At 64.9% G+C, this 17,145-nt stretch carries 14 protein-coding genes; 6 read left to right on the forward strand and 8 right to left on the reverse strand.

What is annotated here, in order from left to right; translation table 11 throughout:
* Positions 1-6 precede the first annotated feature (6 nt).
* Positions 7-693, forward strand: coding sequence for a peptidoglycan-binding protein (locus JQ553_RS15855; protein ID WP_249144285.1), 687 nt, complete (start codon positions 7-9; stop codon positions 691-693).
* A 15-nt stretch (positions 694-708) separates the two neighbouring features.
* Here JQ553_RS15855 and JQ553_RS15860 read toward each other — a convergent pair whose 3' ends face one another.
* A complete protein-coding gene (locus JQ553_RS15860; protein WP_212500890.1) occupies positions 709-2,349 on the reverse strand; it encodes a hypothetical protein in 1,641 nt (546 codons plus the stop codon).
* A gap of 223 nt (positions 2,350-2,572) precedes the next feature.
* On the opposite strand from JQ553_RS15860, the gene JQ553_RS15865 reads away from it, so the two are divergent.
* Complete coding sequence (locus JQ553_RS15865; RefSeq protein WP_212500891.1) at positions 2,573-2,917, forward strand: DUF1491 family protein; 345 nt, start codon at positions 2,573-2,575, stop codon at positions 2,915-2,917.
* Here the strand turns inward: JQ553_RS15865 and JQ553_RS15870 are convergent.
* A complete protein-coding gene (locus tag JQ553_RS15870; protein WP_212500892.1) occupies positions 2,914-3,885 on the reverse strand; it encodes a DUF2336 domain-containing protein in 972 nt (323 codons plus the stop codon). The two genes, JQ553_RS15865 and JQ553_RS15870, sit on opposite strands and share 4 nt — an antisense overlap.
* A 256-nt stretch (positions 3,886-4,141) precedes the next feature.
* Between JQ553_RS15870 and JQ553_RS15875 the strand changes: the two genes are divergently transcribed.
* Together JQ553_RS15875 and JQ553_RS15880 are read left to right on the forward strand one after the other, a co-directional pair.
* Positions 4,142-4,336, forward strand: coding sequence for a hypothetical protein (locus JQ553_RS15875; RefSeq protein WP_212500893.1), 195 nt, complete (start codon positions 4,142-4,144; stop codon positions 4,334-4,336).
* Between the two features lie 16 nt (positions 4,337-4,352).
* Positions 4,353-5,120: a hypothetical protein gene (locus tag JQ553_RS15880; RefSeq protein ID WP_212500894.1), complete on the forward strand. Its 768-nt coding sequence runs from the start codon at positions 4,353-4,355 to the stop codon at positions 5,118-5,120.
* A gap of 193 nt (positions 5,121-5,313) precedes the next feature.
* Here the strand turns inward: JQ553_RS15880 and JQ553_RS15885 are convergent, their stop codons facing one another.
* From JQ553_RS15885 to JQ553_RS15895, 3 genes are read right to left on the reverse strand one after another with little or no spacing between them, the layout of a single operon-like run.
* On the reverse strand, positions 5,314-5,928 hold the full coding sequence (locus JQ553_RS15885) for a DUF1254 domain-containing protein (protein ID WP_212500895.1): 615 nt from the start codon (positions 5,926-5,928) through the stop codon (positions 5,314-5,316).
* Positions 5,925-6,503, reverse strand: a complete 579-nt coding sequence (locus JQ553_RS15890) for a DUF1214 domain-containing protein (RefSeq protein ID WP_212500896.1) — start codon at positions 6,501-6,503, stop codon at positions 5,925-5,927. Before JQ553_RS15890 ends, JQ553_RS15885 begins: the two co-directional genes overlap by 4 nt.
* A gap of 1 nt (position 6,504) precedes the next feature.
* Positions 6,505-8,790: a transglycosylase domain-containing protein gene (locus tag JQ553_RS15895; RefSeq protein ID WP_212500897.1), complete on the reverse strand. Its 2,286-nt coding sequence runs from the start codon at positions 8,788-8,790 to the stop codon at positions 6,505-6,507.
* A 275-nt stretch (positions 8,791-9,065) separates the two neighbouring features.
* On the opposite strand from JQ553_RS15895, the gene JQ553_RS15900 reads away from it, so the two are divergent.
* Both JQ553_RS15900 and JQ553_RS15905 read left to right on the forward strand, forming a co-directional pair.
* Complete coding sequence (locus JQ553_RS15900; RefSeq protein ID WP_212500898.1) at positions 9,066-9,581, forward strand: YcgN family cysteine cluster protein; 516 nt, start codon at positions 9,066-9,068, stop codon at positions 9,579-9,581.
* A 153-nt stretch (positions 9,582-9,734) separates the two neighbouring features.
* A complete protein-coding gene (locus JQ553_RS15905) occupies positions 9,735-11,327 on the forward strand; it encodes an MDR family MFS transporter (RefSeq protein WP_212500899.1) in 1,593 nt (530 codons plus the stop codon).
* A 22-nt stretch (positions 11,328-11,349) separates the two neighbouring features.
* On the opposite strand, the gene JQ553_RS15910 is transcribed toward JQ553_RS15905, so the two are convergent.
* From JQ553_RS15910 to JQ553_RS15920, 3 genes are read right to left on the reverse strand one after another with little or no spacing between them, the layout of a single operon-like run.
* Positions 11,350-12,600: an adenylate/guanylate cyclase domain-containing protein gene (locus JQ553_RS15910; RefSeq protein WP_212500900.1), complete on the reverse strand. Its 1,251-nt coding sequence runs from the start codon at positions 12,598-12,600 to the stop codon at positions 11,350-11,352.
* Entirely contained in the window at positions 12,597-12,986 is a 390-nt protein-coding gene (locus tag JQ553_RS15915) for a response regulator (RefSeq protein WP_212500901.1), read from the reverse strand. Before JQ553_RS15915 ends, JQ553_RS15910 begins: the two co-directional genes overlap by 4 nt.
* Before the next feature lie 2 nt (positions 12,987-12,988).
* The gene (locus JQ553_RS15920; protein ID WP_212500941.1) at positions 12,989-16,555 is read right to left on the reverse strand and encodes a GAF domain-containing protein; all 3,567 of its coding nucleotides are present in this window, start codon (positions 16,553-16,555) and stop codon (positions 12,989-12,991) included.
* Positions 16,556-17,145 lie beyond the last annotated feature (590 nt).

Genomic DNA, 17,145 nt, shown 5'->3' on the forward strand with positions numbered 1-17,145 from the left:
GACGAGATGCCGCGTCGCCGCCGTGGTGCCAAGGCGGTAGCGATCGACGCCGAGGAGGAGCGCGGCCTCGTCATGCGCCTGCTGCTGCACAGCCCGAAGGACATGCTCGCGGGAATCCTGGCGGCGGCCGTCATTGTCGCCATCCTGATCAATGCACTGTTCCTGCAGGCCGGCCACCATCCGTCGCCGATGTTCGGCGGCTCCGTCGTGACGCTGCAGCCGCCGGCCCCCATAGCAGCCGTTGCCGGCCCCCTGCCGCGTCCACGCCCGGTCGAAGCGATCACACGGGTGGCCGAGCCGGCGCCCGTCGAGCACCCGAAGCCGGTCGAGGTGAAATCCGCCGAGGCGAAGCCGGCCGAAGCAAAGCCGGTCGAGGCGAGGCCGTCCGATCCGATGACCAATCTCGTCGTCAAATCGACCGGCGCGGTTCCCGCGGCATCGGCTGCCGTCGTGCGGCCGCCGGCGCCTATTCCGTGGTCCAACCAAACCGCGGCGGGGAAGCGGATCGCCGCAGTCCAGCGAGCACTTACCGAATACGGCTACGGTCAGCTCAAGCCGACCGGTCTGATCGGTGCGGACACTCAGACTGCGATCGCGAAATTCGAGCGCGACCGCAAGCTGCCGGTTACCGGGCAGATGTCAGACCGGATGGTGCGCGAGCTCGCGGCCATGATCGGGCATCCCATCGAATAGTGCCGGCCGGTGTGCTCATGGTTCGCCGAGCAGCACGTCGCTGACCTCGTTGGAGAACATTTTTCTGCGGCCTCCGATCAAAACCCATTCCGGGTCGTCGGGATCCGGGATGGCATGGGGCATTCCGTGGTCGAGCAGGGCCCGTGCGCAGCCGGTCCAGTCGCCGCTCTCGATCGGCTCGTTGCGGGACGCCCAGGACAACGTGCCGCAGGCATTGTCGCCGAAGCCATGCTGCTCGGTCCAGGCGGCACCATGTTCGAGCAGGAATCGCCTTAGCCTGGCGTTGCCGCGGAACACCGCGTGATTGAGCGCTGACGCATCCCAGTCGCCGCCGCGCACCGTGATCGGCCAGCCGAGCCGCACCATCAGCCGCACGCCAGCATCGTCCCCTGCGGCGGCCATCTCGGGAAGCAATCGCAGTTGCCGCGCAGAGAGCAGGCCGGGAAGGTCGGGCCGCTTCGCCTGGATGCGACGCGCCTCGCTCTCGTCGCCGCTCGCGCACGCCGCAATGAATCGTTCCTCGTCGGCGAGCAGTTCGGGACCGGTCCGCTCGCGCAAGAGATCGGCGACGTCGGTCAGCCCATATTGCAGCGCCAGTCTGTAGGGGCTGACGCCGCCAGGCGTTGTGACCTGCGGATTTGCTCCAGCGTCCAGCAATGCCGCGATGCACCGGCGCGATCGCCGGCGCCGGATCGCCCACATCAGGGGCGAACCGAAATCGGTCAGTGGCGGATTGGGCGCGGGCTCGTTCGGATCGCCACCGTGCCGAAGCAGCAATTCGAGTGCGGCGACATTCTCGGAATCGAGAACCTTATACATTGCATTGGTGCTCGCGATGCGCGCGCCATGGTCGAGCAGCAGGCTGGTGGTCACGAAGGCTTCCAGCGAATGATACAGCGACTCATTGTCGTTCGGATCGGCGCCGGCCGCGAGCAGCAGCTTTGTAAGTTCGAGATCATGGTTGCGCCCGGCTGCGCCGTAGAGCGCCGACAAGGGATAGCGATCGTCGGGTTCGCTCAACGAGGCCGGCGGCCATCTGCTGCCGATGCGCTGATTGGGATCGGCGCCCGCCTGCAGCAAGAAGCGCGCGCAGCGGTGCAGGCGAGGACGGAATTCAGTGATCTGCAGCAGGCTCGAATGCGTCACGGCAACGAGCGGCGGTAGTCTGAGTGGCCCGCCCGGACGGTTCACCCACGCCGGATCGCTCGCTGTTGCGCTGCGCAACGTATCTTCGTCGCCTATGGTGCAGGCGAGGTAGGGATCGCCGGCGGCGAGATCGGAATCTTCAGCGAGCATCCTCGCGGCGACGCGCGGGTTGGCGCGGTTCGCCGTCCCGTCGACATCGCCAGCATAGGCGAGCTCGAGCCAGCGCAGCACGCGATCGGGCTTGCTTTTGCCGGCAGACGATTGCGCCTCGACATGACGCCGCAGTTCCTGCCACGAGGCGAAACCGATGTCGCGCGCCACACAGGATTGCGCGTCGTGCAGCCGAAGGTCGAGCGCAGCGATCTCGGAATCACTAAGCCCCGCCGCTGCTGGAAGCGAATGTCGAAAGCGGGCGAGAGCCTCCGGCACCTGCCGCCGGTACAGACGTATCAGCTCCTTGGCCTGCTTCTTCAGATGTTCGAGATTCAATCGCGCAAGCGATCGTGCCATGGAAGACCTCCGTGCATGGATCGCCGATGGTCCACAAAACCGGCTGCACAAAGGCTCAATTTGCCGCTCGATCGCTGCAAGTGGGTTCAACCCTTACCGTGGACCCGGACGCGGCTTGCACCGCGACCTCCAGGTTATGGGCGGGAGGCGTGATGGTCAACCTGCGCCGCGATAGCTCGCGACGATTGGACGGGCTTGCGCGGCTGGCCTATAGGATCGGCGCATGCGACTGAAATCAAGCATATGGGTGGCCGCATATCTGCGCCGCTGCCAGACCGAAGGCGTCTTCGGCGCCGTCCGCAAGAAGGGCGCGGAGGAGGCCGGTGCCGTGTTCGTCAAAGTGGCGCTCATGGATGGCAACGCGATGTTGTACACGCCGGCGCCGCAGACCTTCTATGATGACAGCCGGCCCTTCGAGCGGCTGTTTGTGCCGATCGCGCCTGCGCCGTTGTCGGAGCAATCCATCGAGGAGCGACTGGCCAAGGAGGTCCGCTTCGATCCCGACTCCTGGATTGTCGAGACCGAGGATCGCGCCGGGCGACATTTTCTCGATCTGGCGAGAGGCTAGCTTCCGGATTTCTGGCCGCGAATGGCCGGTGCGCTGCCGGGCTGCACGGCCCCGCGCGTTTGCGACGGAGCCATGCGCACGCGATGCCGCTCATCGTCAAAAAGCGCGGCGCGGTACTTGGTACGCGCCACCGCCATGGTCGAGCCGCGCCATGCCGCGAGCACCACCAGCGCGGAGCGCTCACTCAGGCGGTCGTAGAGCCGTGACAGCCGATAGACATAGTTGACCGACGAGCCCGCTTCCGGATTGAGAAACATCAGGACTCGTTGAAACGCGGCGCTCGACATGTCGAGCGCCTTCATCGCGCAGGCGAGCGGCTCGCCGCCGGGATCGTTCACAACCTGCGCCGCGATTCGCGTGGGCAGGATCAGCGCCTCGCCAACCTCGAGCGTGAAGTTCTCGATGTCCTCCGCGAATGCCGCCATCTCCAGGATATGGATCGCGCGCGCGGCGCGGGCGGCCGGAATCCGTGCGGAAGCCTTCAGGGGCGTGTTCTGCAGATTGTGCAGGATGAGCGCGCGCTCGCTGGCGCTCGCAGCAAAAAACATGTCCGAGATTTCGGCGGCATCGTTCGGCCGCATCGACAGGCTCGCCGCCATGCGCAGCTCCGCCTCGGTCGGGATCCTGGCCGGCGCAGCTGGTGGCGCGGGGGTGGGGATCGTTGATGCAGCCGGCATCGCCTGGTCGGGATGGGATCGCCGCAGCCCGAGCTTGTCCATGATCGCGTCAGGCGTTGCCGGATAGATTGAAAGCCGGGCCCGCACCGCAGCGCGTGTCGCATCGTCGACCTCGTCGAAGAGGCGGGAGGTAAGCTCGACGAACTGCCGTTCCTCGTCGTCGGAATGGGCGCTCGCCTGCACGTAGAGGTCGGTCAGCACCCGCAGCAGCGTTGGGCGGATATCGACGCCCTCGCGGCGGGAGAGCGACATCAGCCCGTCGAAACCGGGAAATAGTGGAGCTGCGCTCATCGTGGGGCGTGTACGCGACTTGGAATGCGAGTTCGGGGTGCCTGTGGAAGCGAGCCTAACGCGGGCTGCTTTAAGAGCCGGTTAAGGAAAACAAGCTGTGAAGGCGAGCCGTCAAACTTGCGCGTGTCAAATAAGGCGCAGTGCCACAACCGTAACCGCCGGCATAGCCAGTTTAACATGTCGTTAACCACGTCCGTTCTTAATTCAGGCGTCGCAGGGCAAATCATGTCCGTGCGGGGGCCAGAGAGAACGGAACATGGGCACCATCATCGAATTTCCGGTGGATGCGGCGACGCGGCGGTCGCACATGATGGACGCCGCAGGCAACGGCAGGGGAACGGTGGTGATCCTTCCCGTCGTCCGGATCGAGCGCGTCACCGATGAGACCGGCGGTGGCCGTGGACCGGAAGAGGGGACTGCACCGGGCCGCCGTCGTCGTCGGCGTTCCTGATACCGGGCGCTTCGCCATGGCGGAGCTTGCAACACGGGTCGCTGGTCGGCGGTCACTCCCGGCAGTTATCCTCCTATTGGCAGGCGCGGCTCTTGGCGGCTGCAGCGGTGGCGACTTCGGCCGCACCCGCGCCGACTTCCGCAACGACGACATGCATCGCTGGCTCGGCGCCGAGGCCACCGGCAGCGTCGGCGTCAGGGCTTCGCAGTTTCAGCTCACCGAGTACGAGCGCCAGCTCCGCGATCTCGCTTATCCCTTCACCGAGCCGCCGCATTCGCGGCCCGCCTGGAAGAGCGTGTTCGGCGACTACCAGCCGCTACCCTCGCCGTGGCGGCAGAAGGTGCCGTTCGACCGGACCGCCTACGGCCGCAATCTGATCGACGAGCCGCACCGCTCGCATGCGTCGCGCTATGCGATGCTGATCGACGATGTTCGCGACGACATCACCCGCTTCGAGCCGTTCTTTGCCACAGCGATCCGGGTGTTCGAACTCGACAGCAAGCGCAATGCGAGCCTCACCATGGTGTCGGATCTGTCGCCGCGCGAGCGGGACGATGCGATCGCACGCATGCGGGAGAACACGCTCATCGTGCAATGGGTCCAGCAATCCTTGGCGTGGCGGATCGCGTCCTATCGCTGGGCGCTGGAGCGCCTCGTGATCCAGGCGCCCGACGGCATGGCGGCGGACGCCGACCGGCTGATCGGCGAACTTGCCCGCCTCGCTGCCAACCCGCCAGTCGCAGCCGAACCGGCCATCGGCCACGCCGTGGTGACGAAGGGCTAGGCCTGCTTTCGTCTCCACGCGGCCTTGCCGAATCCTTCAGCGCATCCGATGGCGGTCGGGCCGCGGCGATGCCTACTTCCATCGTGAGCAGCTCAACGTCCGGCTGCGGATGATGAGATGATGGATCATCACCGCGCCTTAGCTTGTTGTTCGCATGGTCTTTTCGGAAAATCGCGACGCGCTTTTCCGGGCTTTAGCGCTTGCGGGCCGGCGGAGGTGGCGGGGCTGGCGCGGGCTGCGGCGCCTCCTTGGCCGGCGTGGGCTCGGTCTGTATCTTGCAACGCGATGCGGCGAGCGAGGCCTGCGCCTGTGGCATTAGCCCGGGCTCCGGCGCGAGCGCCTTGAGCACTATCAGGCCCGTCGTGGTCGGCGAATCGATGATCAACCGGTCGGCCGCGGTGACCTCCTCGTCTTCGGGCAGCTCATTGTGTTGAGCTTCCGTCATCAGATCTAGCTCGATCACCTTCTTGCCGGCGGAACGATCGTTGATGGCGTAATAGGCAACCTCGTTGCGGGTATAGAACGAAACCGACGTATAGGCCTGGCTGACCGGCACGGTGAGCTTGATCGGCCCGCCGGAGAGATCATAACGGCAGATCGCCACTGCGAATGCGGGGTCCATCAGCGGCATCAGCGAGTTGTTGGGATCGGCCAGCGGCAGTTGCGTCACCTCATTGAGCTTGGTCATCGGCGTCAGCCGCGAATAGGCGTCCTGCGAGGCGATCCGCGGCAGCGCGAGCACGCTGACGAGGTGCACCACGCCGCCGAGCAGCACCCCCGCCAGAATCGTCAACACGATGCGGATCATCGGCAGCCTACCGTCGCTATCGTGGGCATCGGTGCGTCACGCTGCGTCCGCGTCGCGACACCGACCGGCGTGTCGTAGAGCCGCAGCATCAGCGCGTAGCGCTCGATGCCGCCGGTCGGCAGCCAGTTGCCGGCCCGCGAGCGCGAGGCGATGTGGATCTCGAACGTGCCGTCGGAGGCGCGAATGATTTCCTGGCTGGTGAAACCGTAACGCTGCAGAGAATTCGCGACCAGATGGCCCTTGCGGTCGAACAGCGTCAGCGTCCAGAACCGCGCCGCTGGCGTCACGCCGCTGACCACGACATCGCAGCGTCCGTCGAGCGCCTTCTTGTTGTCGTCGGTGGTCGCCGTGAACGCGATCCCGTCGCCGGTGCCGACCGGCAGTTCGCCGCTGCGGGCGATGGTGGCGCGCGAATAGGGGTCGACGTCGGAGGTGCCGCTCCTTGGCCGCGCGGTCCATGCGCCGATCTTCAGAGTGCCGAGGTCGGTGCCGCGCGTCGCGGTCGTATAGGTCAGGCCGAGCCCGACCGCGGTGGCGATCACGAGCGCCAGCAGGGTGATGAGGATCAGCCGCACGTTAGTTCTTGCGTGGCACAGTAGGTGTCGCGCCGTCCGGCCCGGCCGCGGCAATATAATTCTCGGGGAAGGCGAGCGCGTTCGACGATTGCGCCTTGTCGGTGTTGGTCGTCTCGTTCAGCGTGGTCTTGCCGGTGGTCTTCGCCGCTTCGTCGAGCAGCTTCTCGACGCGCACCAGGATATCGGCGCCGCGCTTGGTCAGCACAGGCGGCGGTCCCGGCTTAGTCTCAAGCACTTTCGGCGCGGCATTCGCCGCGACATTGGCGGCTACCGGCTGCGGCGGCAGCTTCTGGCCCATGCCAATACCAGGAATTTCCCTGACCTCGACGCCCTGATGCGCGGCAACCATGATGTCGTGCCAGGTTTGCGCCGGCAGCGAGCCGCCGGTCATGCGGTTGGTCGGCGAATAGTCGTCGTTGCCGTACCAGACCGCGCAGGTGAAGTTGCCGGTGTAGCCGACAAACCAGGCGTCGCGATAGGCATTGGTGGTGCCGGTCTTGCCGGCGGTTGGAATGCTGTCGAGCGCCGCGCGGCGCGCGGTGCCTTCGCTGACCACATGGCTCATCATGCCGGCCATGTCGGCGGCGACCGAGGCTGGAATCGCCTGGCGTGGCTTCGGGCCGTCGCGGTCCCAGCGCCAGACCAGATCGCCCGCGCCGGTGCGCACCTCCAGCACGGCGTGCGGCGTCACCGCGCGCCCCTTGTTCGGGAAAGTCGCGTAGGCCACCGCATGCTCGAGCACCGTGACCTCGTCGGAGCCGATCGGCAGTGACGGCGTATCGGGCAGCGGTGCCTTCAGGCCGAAGCGGCGCGCCACCTCGACGATCTTGGCGCGGCCGGCCTTCGGCCCTTGCTTGCCGCCGAGCGCGATCGATAGTTTCACCGGCACAACGTTGATCGAGCGGGTGATCGCCTGGGTCAGCGTCACCGAGCCGGAATAGGAGTGACCATAGTTCTGCGGGCACCAGTTGCCGATGCAAACCGGGCCGTCGACCACTTTCGAGTTCGGCGTGAACCCGTTCAGGAGCGCGGTGGTGTAGACATACGGCTTGAACGACGAGCCCGGCTGGCGATAGGCGTCGGTGGCGCGATTGAACTGGCTCGCGCCGTAGTCGCGTCCGCCGACCATGGCGCGGACGCCGCCGTCGAGATCGGCGACCACGGTCGAGGCCTGGGTCGCGTGATAGTCGCGCCCGAACTGGCGAAGCTGGTTCTCGATCGCTCCCTCGGCCGCGCGCTGCACGTTCATGTCGATCGCAGTGCGGACCACGAACACGCGCTCGGTGTAGGATTTCGGGAAGGTGTCGACGAGCTTGCGCATCTCGTCGAAGGCGTAGTCGAGATAATAGTTCGGCGAGTTCTCGTCGCGCCGATCGACCGCGAACGCCGGATTGCGGCGGGCGCCGAACACCTGTCCCTCGGTCATGAAGCCGGCATCGACGAGGTTGTCGAGAACCACGTTGGCGCGGGCGCGGGCGGCGGGGAGGTTGATGTGCGGGGCGTATTTGGTCGGGGCCTTGAACAGGCCGGCGAGCATCGCGGCCTCCGCGAGGTTTACGTCGCGCGCTGACTTGTTGAAGTAGAAGTGTGCCGCGCCGTCGACGCCGAAGGTGCCGCCGCCCATGTAGGCACGGTCGAGATAGAGTTTGAGAATTTCGTTCTTGGTCAGTCGGAATTCGAGCCACACCGCCAGGAACGCTTCCTTCACCTTGCGCTCGATCGTGCGCTCATTGTTCAGGAACAGGTTCTTGGCGAGCTGCTGGGTGATCGAGGAGCCGCCCTGGCGCACGCCGCCGGCCTGCGCGTTAGTGACGAGTGCGCGCGCCAGCCCCGGAAAGTCGATGCCGTAATGATCGTAGAAGCGCCGATCTTCGGTCGCGAGCGTCGCCTTGATCAGATTGTCCGGAAAGTCCTCCAGCGGGATCGAGTCGTTGTGCTTGATGCCGCGGCTGCCGATCGGGTTGCCGTAGCGGTCGAGGAACGACACCGCTAGGTCGGATTTCTTCAGCCAGTCCTCGTCGGCTGTCTCGCGGAAGGCGGGGATCGCAAGCGTCAGCATCAACACCATGCCGCCGAGGCCGATGGTGGCGGCTTCCGACAGCGGCTCGATGAAGACCCAGCGCTTCCATCGGCCGACATAGAAGCGGTCCATGAAGGTCGTATAGCGCTCGAAGAGTTCGCGCAGGCCCTTGCCCGACGAGAACAGTGTCGAGTCGATACGCGCATCGAGGTCCAGGAAGAAATTCCGAACCTTCTGCTTCCAATGCGGCGGTAGGATCTGGCGCACCGGGGCCCTTGGTCAGTTCGACAGCGCTGCAAGCACCCAAATGGGCACCACCCAGCGTCTTGCTTGAATGTTGCGGCTAACCCAAGGCGCTTTTGCGTCATTGGGCACTCGCTCATTGTTCTATCCGAGCGGCGGCCATAAACCAATGGCGCGGCTTGTGAATTTATTGACAGGCCTAATGCTGCCCGCGGCCTTTTTCGGCCTCGCAAAACCACCCCCTTGCGCGCGGTCTGGCCAGCCCCCAAGAATGACGGTACCGCGAAACCAAGGCCATTATGACCACTCCGCCCAAGCGACCCTCGACGCAGGAGGGATTCTTCTGGAAAACCAAGACGTTGGAAGAAATGTCCAACGTTGAATGGGAGAGTTTGTGCGACGGCTGCGCGCGCTGCTGCCTGGAGAAGCTCGAGGACGAGGACACGGGCAAGATTTATTTCACCCACATCTCTTGCAAGCTGCTCGATGCGGGCCTGTGCACTTGCAAGGATTACCGAAACCGCTCCGCCAAGGTTCCGGATTGCGTCCGCCTGACGCCTGAAAATGTCCGTACCCTTAACTGGCTGCCTCCGAGCTGCGGCTATCGCCTGGTGGCCGAGGGGCGGGACCTTTACTGGTGGCATCCCCTGATCTCCGGCGATTCGAACACCGTTCACGAGGCCGGCGTATCCGTGCGCGGTCGGGTGCAGGGCACCGAACTTGACGTCAACGATGCCGATCTCGAAGATCACATTGTGCAGTGGCCCGGGCTGCTGCCCAAGCGGGCGCGACTCAAGAAGCGGCCCAAGTCCTGACTTCCTCTTCCGAGTCATGTCAACGCGAGGCTCGCGCCCGCGCGATGCACCCATGCGTGCAGCCGTCTCCCGCAGTAGCGAAATGCTACGTAGATTGGGTGGGAGAGAACGGTTCCATCGCGGGACCGAGGCGCCCAGTAACATTACACTCACATGAACACATTCGAACGGCAGAGCCGTTTTCCTGCCGACCCAAAGGCATTGCCTGACGACCTTGCCAAGGACCTGTCCCGCCTCCCGAGCGAAGTGATCGACATCGGCGACGCGCCGCCGCTCGCGCCGCCGGCGCCGCTCGCCCCCGAGGAAGTCCGCCCCATCGTGATCAGCCTGATGCTGACGATGTTCCTGGCGGCGCTCGACCAGACCATCGTCGCGACCGCGCTGCCGACCATCGGCCGCCAGTTCCACGACGTCACCAATCTGTCCTGGGTCATCACGGCCTATCTCCTGGCGTCCACCGCGGTTGCGCCGGTGTTCGGCACGCTCAGCGACATCTATGGCCGCCGCGTCATGATCATCACGTCGCTCAGCCTCTTCGTGGTCGGCTCGGTGCTGTGCGCGATCGCACCCAGCATGACGATGCTGATTCTTGCCCGCGGCCTGCAAGGGCTCGGAGGCGGCGGCATCATGCCCGTGGTTCAGACAGTGATCTCCGACGTGGTGTCCCCGCGCGAACGCGGCCGGTATCAGGCCTATTTTTCCAGCGTCTGGATGGCCGGCGGCATTCTCGGGCCGGTGATCGGAGGCGTGTTCGCCGAGCATCTGCACTGGTCGATGATCTTCTGGATCAACCTGCCGCTGGCGGCGGCGGCGCTTGCGCTGCTGTTGCCGAAGATGGGCAAGATCCCGGTGTTCCACCGCAAGCGCAAGGTCGACTGGCTTGGCGGCATCCTGCTGATGGCCTCTGCTGTCGTGTTGATGCTGGTTCTGACCTGGGGCGGGACCCGCCTTTCCTGGCTGTCGCCCACGATCACGGCGATGATCGGTGCATCGATCGCGCTCGCTGGCGCCTTCGTCTGGCACGCAAGGCGTGCCGACGAGCCGTTCCTGCCATTGTCGCTGCTCGGCGGCTCCGTCGTACCGTTTGCGATGGGCGCGGGCGGCAGCGCGCTCGGCGCCATTGTCGGACTGACCGTCCACCTGCCGCTCTATTACGAGGTGGTCTATCACTTGAGCGCCAGCGAGGCCGGACTTGCGCTGATTCCGCTTGCGGCGATCTCGACCTGCGGCGCGGCGATCGCCGGTCGAACCATGGCGAAAGCCAAGCACTACAAGCGTGTCGCCATCGTCGGCACTTCGATCGCCGCGATCTGCGGCGTCGCCATGGCCGTGACCACGCTGCCGTTGTGGGGCTTGCTGCTGCTGATGAGCGTGTTCGCGCTCGGGCTCGGCACCACGTTCCCGGTCAGCGTGGTGTCGCTGCAGAACGCGGTGGCGCGTACGCAGGTCGGCACCGTCACCGGCGCAATGAACTTCTTCCGCGCGCTGATGGCCTCCTTCACCGTTGCCGCCTTCACCGCGATTCTGTTGATGGCGCTGGGGTCGGACATCTCCCTTGCCGGCGAGCACCATGGTGCGGGCGCTGGTGCGCTTGGCTCGATTCCGGTCGCCGACATGCTCACCGCCTTCCGCTATGTGTTCGGGGCCGCCGCGGCGCTGCTGACCATCGCCGCGATCTGCATGATTGCGATGGAAGAGCGGCCGCTCGCCGGTCCCGCGACGCGGCCGGCAGAAGTGGCGGAGTAGCGATTGCCGGCCCAACGCTGGGTCAGTCGAGCTGCATGCGGACGCCTTTGGCGCCGTTGAGCAGCCGCCTCAAATGATAGCTCGCGAGCCGATCGTCGGCATGCGTTCCGACCAGCGCGGCGAAAGCCGGCATGGCGCCGGCGTCGCCCGCCTCGAGCTTGGCAAAGGCGTTTGCATAGTGCGCCCTGGCCGGCGCATCGAACGCCCCGTCCGTGAGAGGCTCGTGCGCGCGTAGCGGCTCGCTGCGTCCACGCAGCAGGAGATCGCCGATCGGCCGCCCCTTGAATTCCTGCGCCGCGCTCGCGACAGTCTCGCTGACACAGATCCGCGTGCCCAGCGCCTTGTTTGCGGCCTCCAGCCTGGCGGCCGTGTTGATCGTGTCACCGTAGGCTGTGTAATCGAAGAAGCGGTTGCCGCCGAAATTGCCGACCAGCGCGGGACCGGCATGCACGCCGATCCGTGTGATGCCGAAATCAACCCCTTTCTGCTTCCAGCGCTCGCGAAACGCCTCCGCCCACTGATCGAGCGCCTGTGCGCAGGCGATCGCGCGGGTCGCGTAGTCGCTCTGGTCGTCAGGCGCATTGAACAGCACCTGGATTGCGTCACCTATCACCTTGGCCACCGTTCCTTCATGAGCAAAGACGACATCCGTGAGGCCGCTGACATATTCGTTGAGCAGCTCGGCCAGCACCTCCGGAACGGCCGTCTCGAGGAGCGAGGTGAAGCCCGTAATATCGGTGAAGATCACGGCGATCTCGCGCCAATGCACCTGCATTTCATTGCCATCACTCCCGGCGGCCAGGCGCTTGGCGAGCTCGGGTGAAAAATAGCGCGACAACGAAGCATGGGCGCGCTCCGCTTCCGCCTGGCGGCGGCGCGCCTCGCGCAAGACCTCGATGTGACGAATGGTTTTCTCGATCGTCGCTTCCAGGTCGGCGAAATCGATGGGCTTGGTCAGGAAGTCGAACGCGCCGCGATTCATCGCAGTGCGTATGTTGCTCATGTCGCCGTAGGCCGAGACGATAATGGTTGACTTCCTGTGCTCTCCCTCCTGCAGTTTCGCCAGCAGCGAGAGGCCATCCATGCGCGGCATGTTGATGTCGGCGACCACAAGATCGACTTGGGGATGCTGCTCGATCGACTGGAGCGCCTCAAGACCGTCGCGCGCGAAGACGAAGCTGATAAGCCCGTCGCGAATCCGCTTGCGGAATTTCTGCAGGACGAGCGCCTCCAGATCGGGTTCGTCATCGACCACGAGGATGGTGGCGCTCATGCGGCCTGTTCCAGTCTTGCCTCGATCTCCTGGCGAAGTTGACCGAAGTCGATGGGCTTGGTCAACAGGCGCTCCGCGCCCCGGTCCAGCGCCGTCTTGCGCGTCTCGGCGTCTCCGTAGGCGGTGATCATGATCACGGGAACGTCGGGCCGCCGGGCGCGCACCTCGGGCAGCATCTCCAGTCCGCTCATCCCGGGCATGTTGATGTCGGAGAGAATGAGAATCAGCGTCTGTCCACCGGTGTCGGCAATGCGGGTCAAGGCTTCCGCCGCCGAACCTGCGAAATCCATCGTAAAACGCTGGGCGCGAAGATCGCGGCGAAATTGCTGGCGGAACAAGACCTCCATGTCGGGCTCGTCATCCACCACCAGAACCAATACTGTCACGACTAACCTCCGGTATTGTCCGAATAGCTTCTGCGCGGCAGCACAATAATGAACTCGGTGAATTCGCCGGGCTCCGTCTCGACGTCGATCGTGCCGCCGTGTTGTTTCACGATGATGTCGTGGCTCATGGAAAGTCCGAGGCCGGTGCCTTCGCCTGGCGGCTTGGTCGTGAAGAACGGGTTGAACATCCTCTCCTTCACCTCACGCGGAATACCGATGCCGTTGTCGCGGATGCGGATTTCGACGCGGTCGCCGCGGCTACGGGTGCTGGCGCTGACCATGGGTTCGAATTCGGGGCCATTTTGGCTGCCGCGCTTGGCGACGGCATAGAAGCCGTTGGAAATCAGGTTCAGCAGCACCCGGGAGATCTCCTGCGGGAACAGGTCGACCGTGCCGGCGTCGGGATCGAGCGCGCTCCTGAGGGTCACGTTGAACTGCGGCCTTTCGGCGCGCGCACCGTGATAGGCGAGGTTGAGGCTCTCCTCTACCAGCGCGTTGACCTCGGTCGGCCGGTGTTCGCCGCCGCCCTCGCGCGAATGCAGGAGCATGTTCTTGACGATGGAATCGGCGCGTCTGCCATGCTGCACGATCTTTTGCAGATTGTCCTTCAGGAGCCCGCTCAATTCATCGACCTCGCCGCGAATGTTGTCGGCGAGTGCCGCTGGTGCAAGCACATCGTTCAGTTCGTCGGTCAGCTCCACAGAAACTGCAGCAAAATTGTTGACGAAGTTGAGCGGGTTCTTGATCTCATGCGCGATGCCGGCCGTGAGCTGACCAAGGGAGGCAAGCTTCTCGGTCTGGATCAGGCGATTCTGCGCGGCGCGCAGATCGTCGAGGGATTTTGCCAGCTCCCTGGTGCGAGACTGCACTTCGTCGAACAGGCGGACATTGCCGATCGCAATTACGGCCTGGTCGGCGAAGGTCTGCAGCAGTGCGATCTGCTTGTCGGTGAACGGGTCCATCTCGTTGCGGCGGAGCACGATCGCACCGACTCGCTCATCGTCGCGCAACAGTGGCACCGATAGCACGGTGCGAATGTCGGCCCCGGAGCGTTCGGTCAACGCCTTGCTGTCCGGGAATTCGGCGCCTTCCTCCGCCGACGCGTCGCGCAGATGCACCGGCTTGCCGTCGAGGAAGGCGCGTCCGGCGGTCCAGCCGCGACTAATCGGCCATTTCTCGACATTGATCTCGATCGGACCGTGATGAGCGCGAAAGCGCAGGTCGTCGCCGTCCTTCAGCAGCAGGGCGACATCATAGGCCTCACAGACCTCACAGGCGGTTTCGACGATCGTTTTGAGGACCGGCTCCACGCTGGTCGGCGAGGAGGCGATGACCTTGAGGATGTTGGCGCTGCCGGTCTGATGGTTCAGAGCCTCCGTCAACTCGTCCGTGCGCGCGCGGACCTCATTGAAGAGAGCGACGTTCTGGATCGCGATCACCGCCTGATCGGCGAACGTCGTCACCAGATCGATCTGCTTCTGCGTAAACGCCTCCACGCGCTGGCGCCCGAGCACGATGGTCCCGATCGGCTCGTTTTCGCGCAGCAGCGGCACGGCGAGCGCCGTGTGCTGGTGAGCGAGCGTGATCGCTTCCCGGAGGGCATATTCGGGGTCGAAGGCAACATCCAGAATTTGCACGGGGCGCCCTTCGATTATGGAGCGGCCGGTGACGGTGCCGCGATCGACCTTCAGCGGATGATTTTGCAGGAATTCGATATAGGCCTGGCTGTATCCGATCGCGGCGCCTGCGCGGTATTCGTCGCCGTGCCTGCGCAGGATGAACGCCATCTCCGCGTCGCACAGCCGCGCCGCCGTCGCCACCAGCGTGTCGAGCACCGGCTGAAGATCGAATGTCGAACGGCTGATGGTCTTCAGCACGTCGCCGACCGCGGTCTGCTGCTGCAGTGCCTCAGTGAGGTCGTTGGTGCGCTGCTGCACCTCATTGAACAGCCGCGCGTTCTCGATGGCAATCACGGCCTGATCGGCGAACGTCCTGAGAAGGGCGATCTGGCTATCGGCAAGCGCTCCCGGTTCGGCGCGCGAAACACCGATCGTACCGATTGCAACGCCTTCGCGCAGCATCGGCACGACGATGATGCTTCGATATCCTCGGGCGCGCGCCATGTCCCTGACGGCGTCGGAGACGTCAGGGTCGGTTTCGATGTCGGCGCGGAACGCGATCGTCGAGCTCTGCGCGACCCGGCTGTGAATTCCCGAGGAGACGAGAGGGGCGGGAAATGAATTTTCGATCTCCCTGTCGCCGGCTTCGCTTCCCGCCGTGCTGGCCGCCACATGAAGCATGTCGCCGACAACACGCGTGACAAGCGCGGTTTGGCCGCGGAGCAGCCGCCTCGCACTTTCGGCGATCGCGTCGAATACGGGCTGCACGTCGGTCGGCGAGCTCGCGATCACGTTGAGAATTTCCGCGGTCGCGGTCTGCCGCTCCAGCGCCTCCCTCGTGGCGTGGAACAGGCTCACATTCTTGATCGCGATCACGGCCTGGTCGGCGAAGCTCTGCAAGAGTCGCACGTGGTGCTCGGCAAATGTGCCGGTCGCCCGGCGCGTGGTGACGATGATACCGATGACGTGACCCTCGCTCATCAGCGGGGCGAACAACATGCTGCGATAGCCGCGCGCACGCGCGATGTCCCGCGCGGCCGGCTCCAGCTCGGTGTCAGGCAGTTGCGTCGCCGCACCATTGGCCACGAGGTCGTAGGGCGGGAATTGAGCGAAGGGCACCGGGAAGCCTGCCTGCAATACCCGATCGCCGGCCGGGTCGGTCGGCGTGAAAGCCGCGAGATGGGCGGCGCCGTCGACATAGCGAAGCACTGCCGTGGAAAAGCCGCCTGTCAGCCGGTTTGCGTTGGCCGCGATGGCGTCGAACACCGGTTGAACGTCGGACGGTGAGGTGGCCATCGCTTTCAGAATGTCGGCGGTGGCGGTCTGCCACTCCAGCGCTTCCCGCGTGTCGTCGAACAGCCGAGCGTTCTCGATCGCGATCACGGCCTGATCGGCGAATGTCTGCAGCAGCCTCACGTGGTCCGGGGCAAACGCGCCCGGCTCGGCGTGGGTGACGCTGATCATGCCGACAGGCGCTCCCCGATTCATCAGCGGTGTGAATAGGACGCTGCGGAAGCCGCGCAGCCTTGCCAGCTCCTTGTTCAGCTCGGGAACGTCGTCGGCCTCGCAGTCCGGAAACTGAACCGTCTGGCCATTGCGAACCAGGGCAAAGGTCGGAAAGTCCGCGATGTGTCGCGGGAATGATGCCCTCAATCCTTCATCGGCAGCAGGGCTGGTCGGCGTGTACGCTACCAGATGAAGCTCGTCACCGATGAATTGCAGCACGGTGGCGGAGAAGGCGCCGAGCAGGCGCCTGGAGCTGGACGCGATGGCCTCGAATACAGGCCGGGCATCGGAGGGCGAGGCCGCGATGGTGCGCAGGATCGCGGCGCTGGCGGTCTGGTGATCGCGTGCGAGCGCGAGCTCACTTTGCAGGCGGACGTTCTCGGCGACCGCGGACCGCAGTTGCTGCTCAAGCTCGTCGATCCTGCGCCTCACCTCGGCGTCCATGTCCTCGTCATTCACAGTCGGGTTCGGCGCCGCGACGCCAGCCGGCGCAAGGAACGGCCGGCGGAAGGACCGGCCAGCCGAGGGTCGCCAGATTATCACATCTCGCCCGTCGAGGGGACGGTGCCCGGCACGCCGCTTTAATGGCAAAAGTGGGTCTCGGGTCAAGCCCGGAACGATATCACGTTGTTGCGCACTCTCTCGCACATCTCGCAATCGCGTGTTCGCGTTCTCGCGGCGCGATGCGTCCGAGCTTTGCGTCTCGTTTCGCCCTCATGAGGAATGAGGGCGCAGGGAAAGCCGGGTGCCGATCGCACCCATGGGTCCCGTGCAACAAAAAGCACGGGGGTAGGACCACAGGTGTAACCGGAAACAACCCGGCTTTCCCTGCGCGATGGTTTACGGCTTATACGTGCTCTCCTCGGCGAGACCGGGCTTTGTTGCCACCGTCGTCAGCAAGAGGCGTTGGCCTCTCGCGGACTTAACACCAGCCACTGGGGCGTCAGGACCACACGACTTCGCCGTCCGCGTTGTGCGCACTCGTCAGTTGCACGCTCCGCGTCCACCGCATCTCACCGCAACGTTCGTGACGA

It is taken from the genome of Bradyrhizobium lablabi (genome assembly GCF_018131005.1).
Classification (GTDB): domain Bacteria; phylum Pseudomonadota; class Alphaproteobacteria; order Rhizobiales; family Xanthobacteraceae; genus Bradyrhizobium; species Bradyrhizobium lablabi_D.

What these genes read in the sequence shown, in the direction of transcription:
- JQ553_RS15875 (WP_212500893.1), top strand. Translation starts at nt 4,142, where the DNA reads ATGGGCACCATCATCGAATTTCCGGTGGATGCGGCGACGCGGCGGTCG.
- JQ553_RS15905 (WP_212500899.1), top strand. Translation starts at nt 9,735, where the DNA reads ATGAACACATTCGAACGGCAGAGCCGTTTTCCTGCCGACCCAAAGGCA.
- JQ553_RS15860 (WP_212500890.1), bottom strand. Translation starts at nt 2,349, where the DNA reads ATGGCACGATCGCTTGCGCGATTGAATCTCGAACATCTGAAGAAGCAG.
- JQ553_RS15865 (WP_212500891.1), top strand. Translation starts at nt 2,573, where the DNA reads ATGCGACTGAAATCAAGCATATGGGTGGCCGCATATCTGCGCCGCTGC.
- JQ553_RS15900 (WP_212500898.1), top strand. Translation starts at nt 9,066, where the DNA reads ATGACCACTCCGCCCAAGCGACCCTCGACGCAGGAGGGATTCTTCTGG.
- JQ553_RS15855 (WP_249144285.1), top strand. Translation starts at nt 7, where the DNA reads ATGCCGCGTCGCCGCCGTGGTGCCAAGGCGGTAGCGATCGACGCCGAG.
- JQ553_RS15910 (WP_212500900.1), bottom strand. Translation starts at nt 12,600, where the DNA reads ATGAGCGCCACCATCCTCGTGGTCGATGACGAACCCGATCTGGAGGCG.
- JQ553_RS15880 (WP_212500894.1), top strand. Translation starts at nt 4,353, where the DNA reads ATGGCGGAGCTTGCAACACGGGTCGCTGGTCGGCGGTCACTCCCGGCA.
- JQ553_RS15885 (WP_212500895.1), bottom strand. Translation starts at nt 5,928, where the DNA reads ATGATCCGCATCGTGTTGACGATTCTGGCGGGGGTGCTGCTCGGCGGC.
- JQ553_RS15920 (WP_212500941.1), bottom strand. Translation starts at nt 16,555, where the DNA reads ATGGACGCCGAGGTGAGGCGCAGGATCGACGAGCTTGAGCAGCAACTG.
- JQ553_RS15870 (WP_212500892.1), bottom strand. Translation starts at nt 3,885, where the DNA reads ATGAGCGCAGCTCCACTATTTCCCGGTTTCGACGGGCTGATGTCGCTC.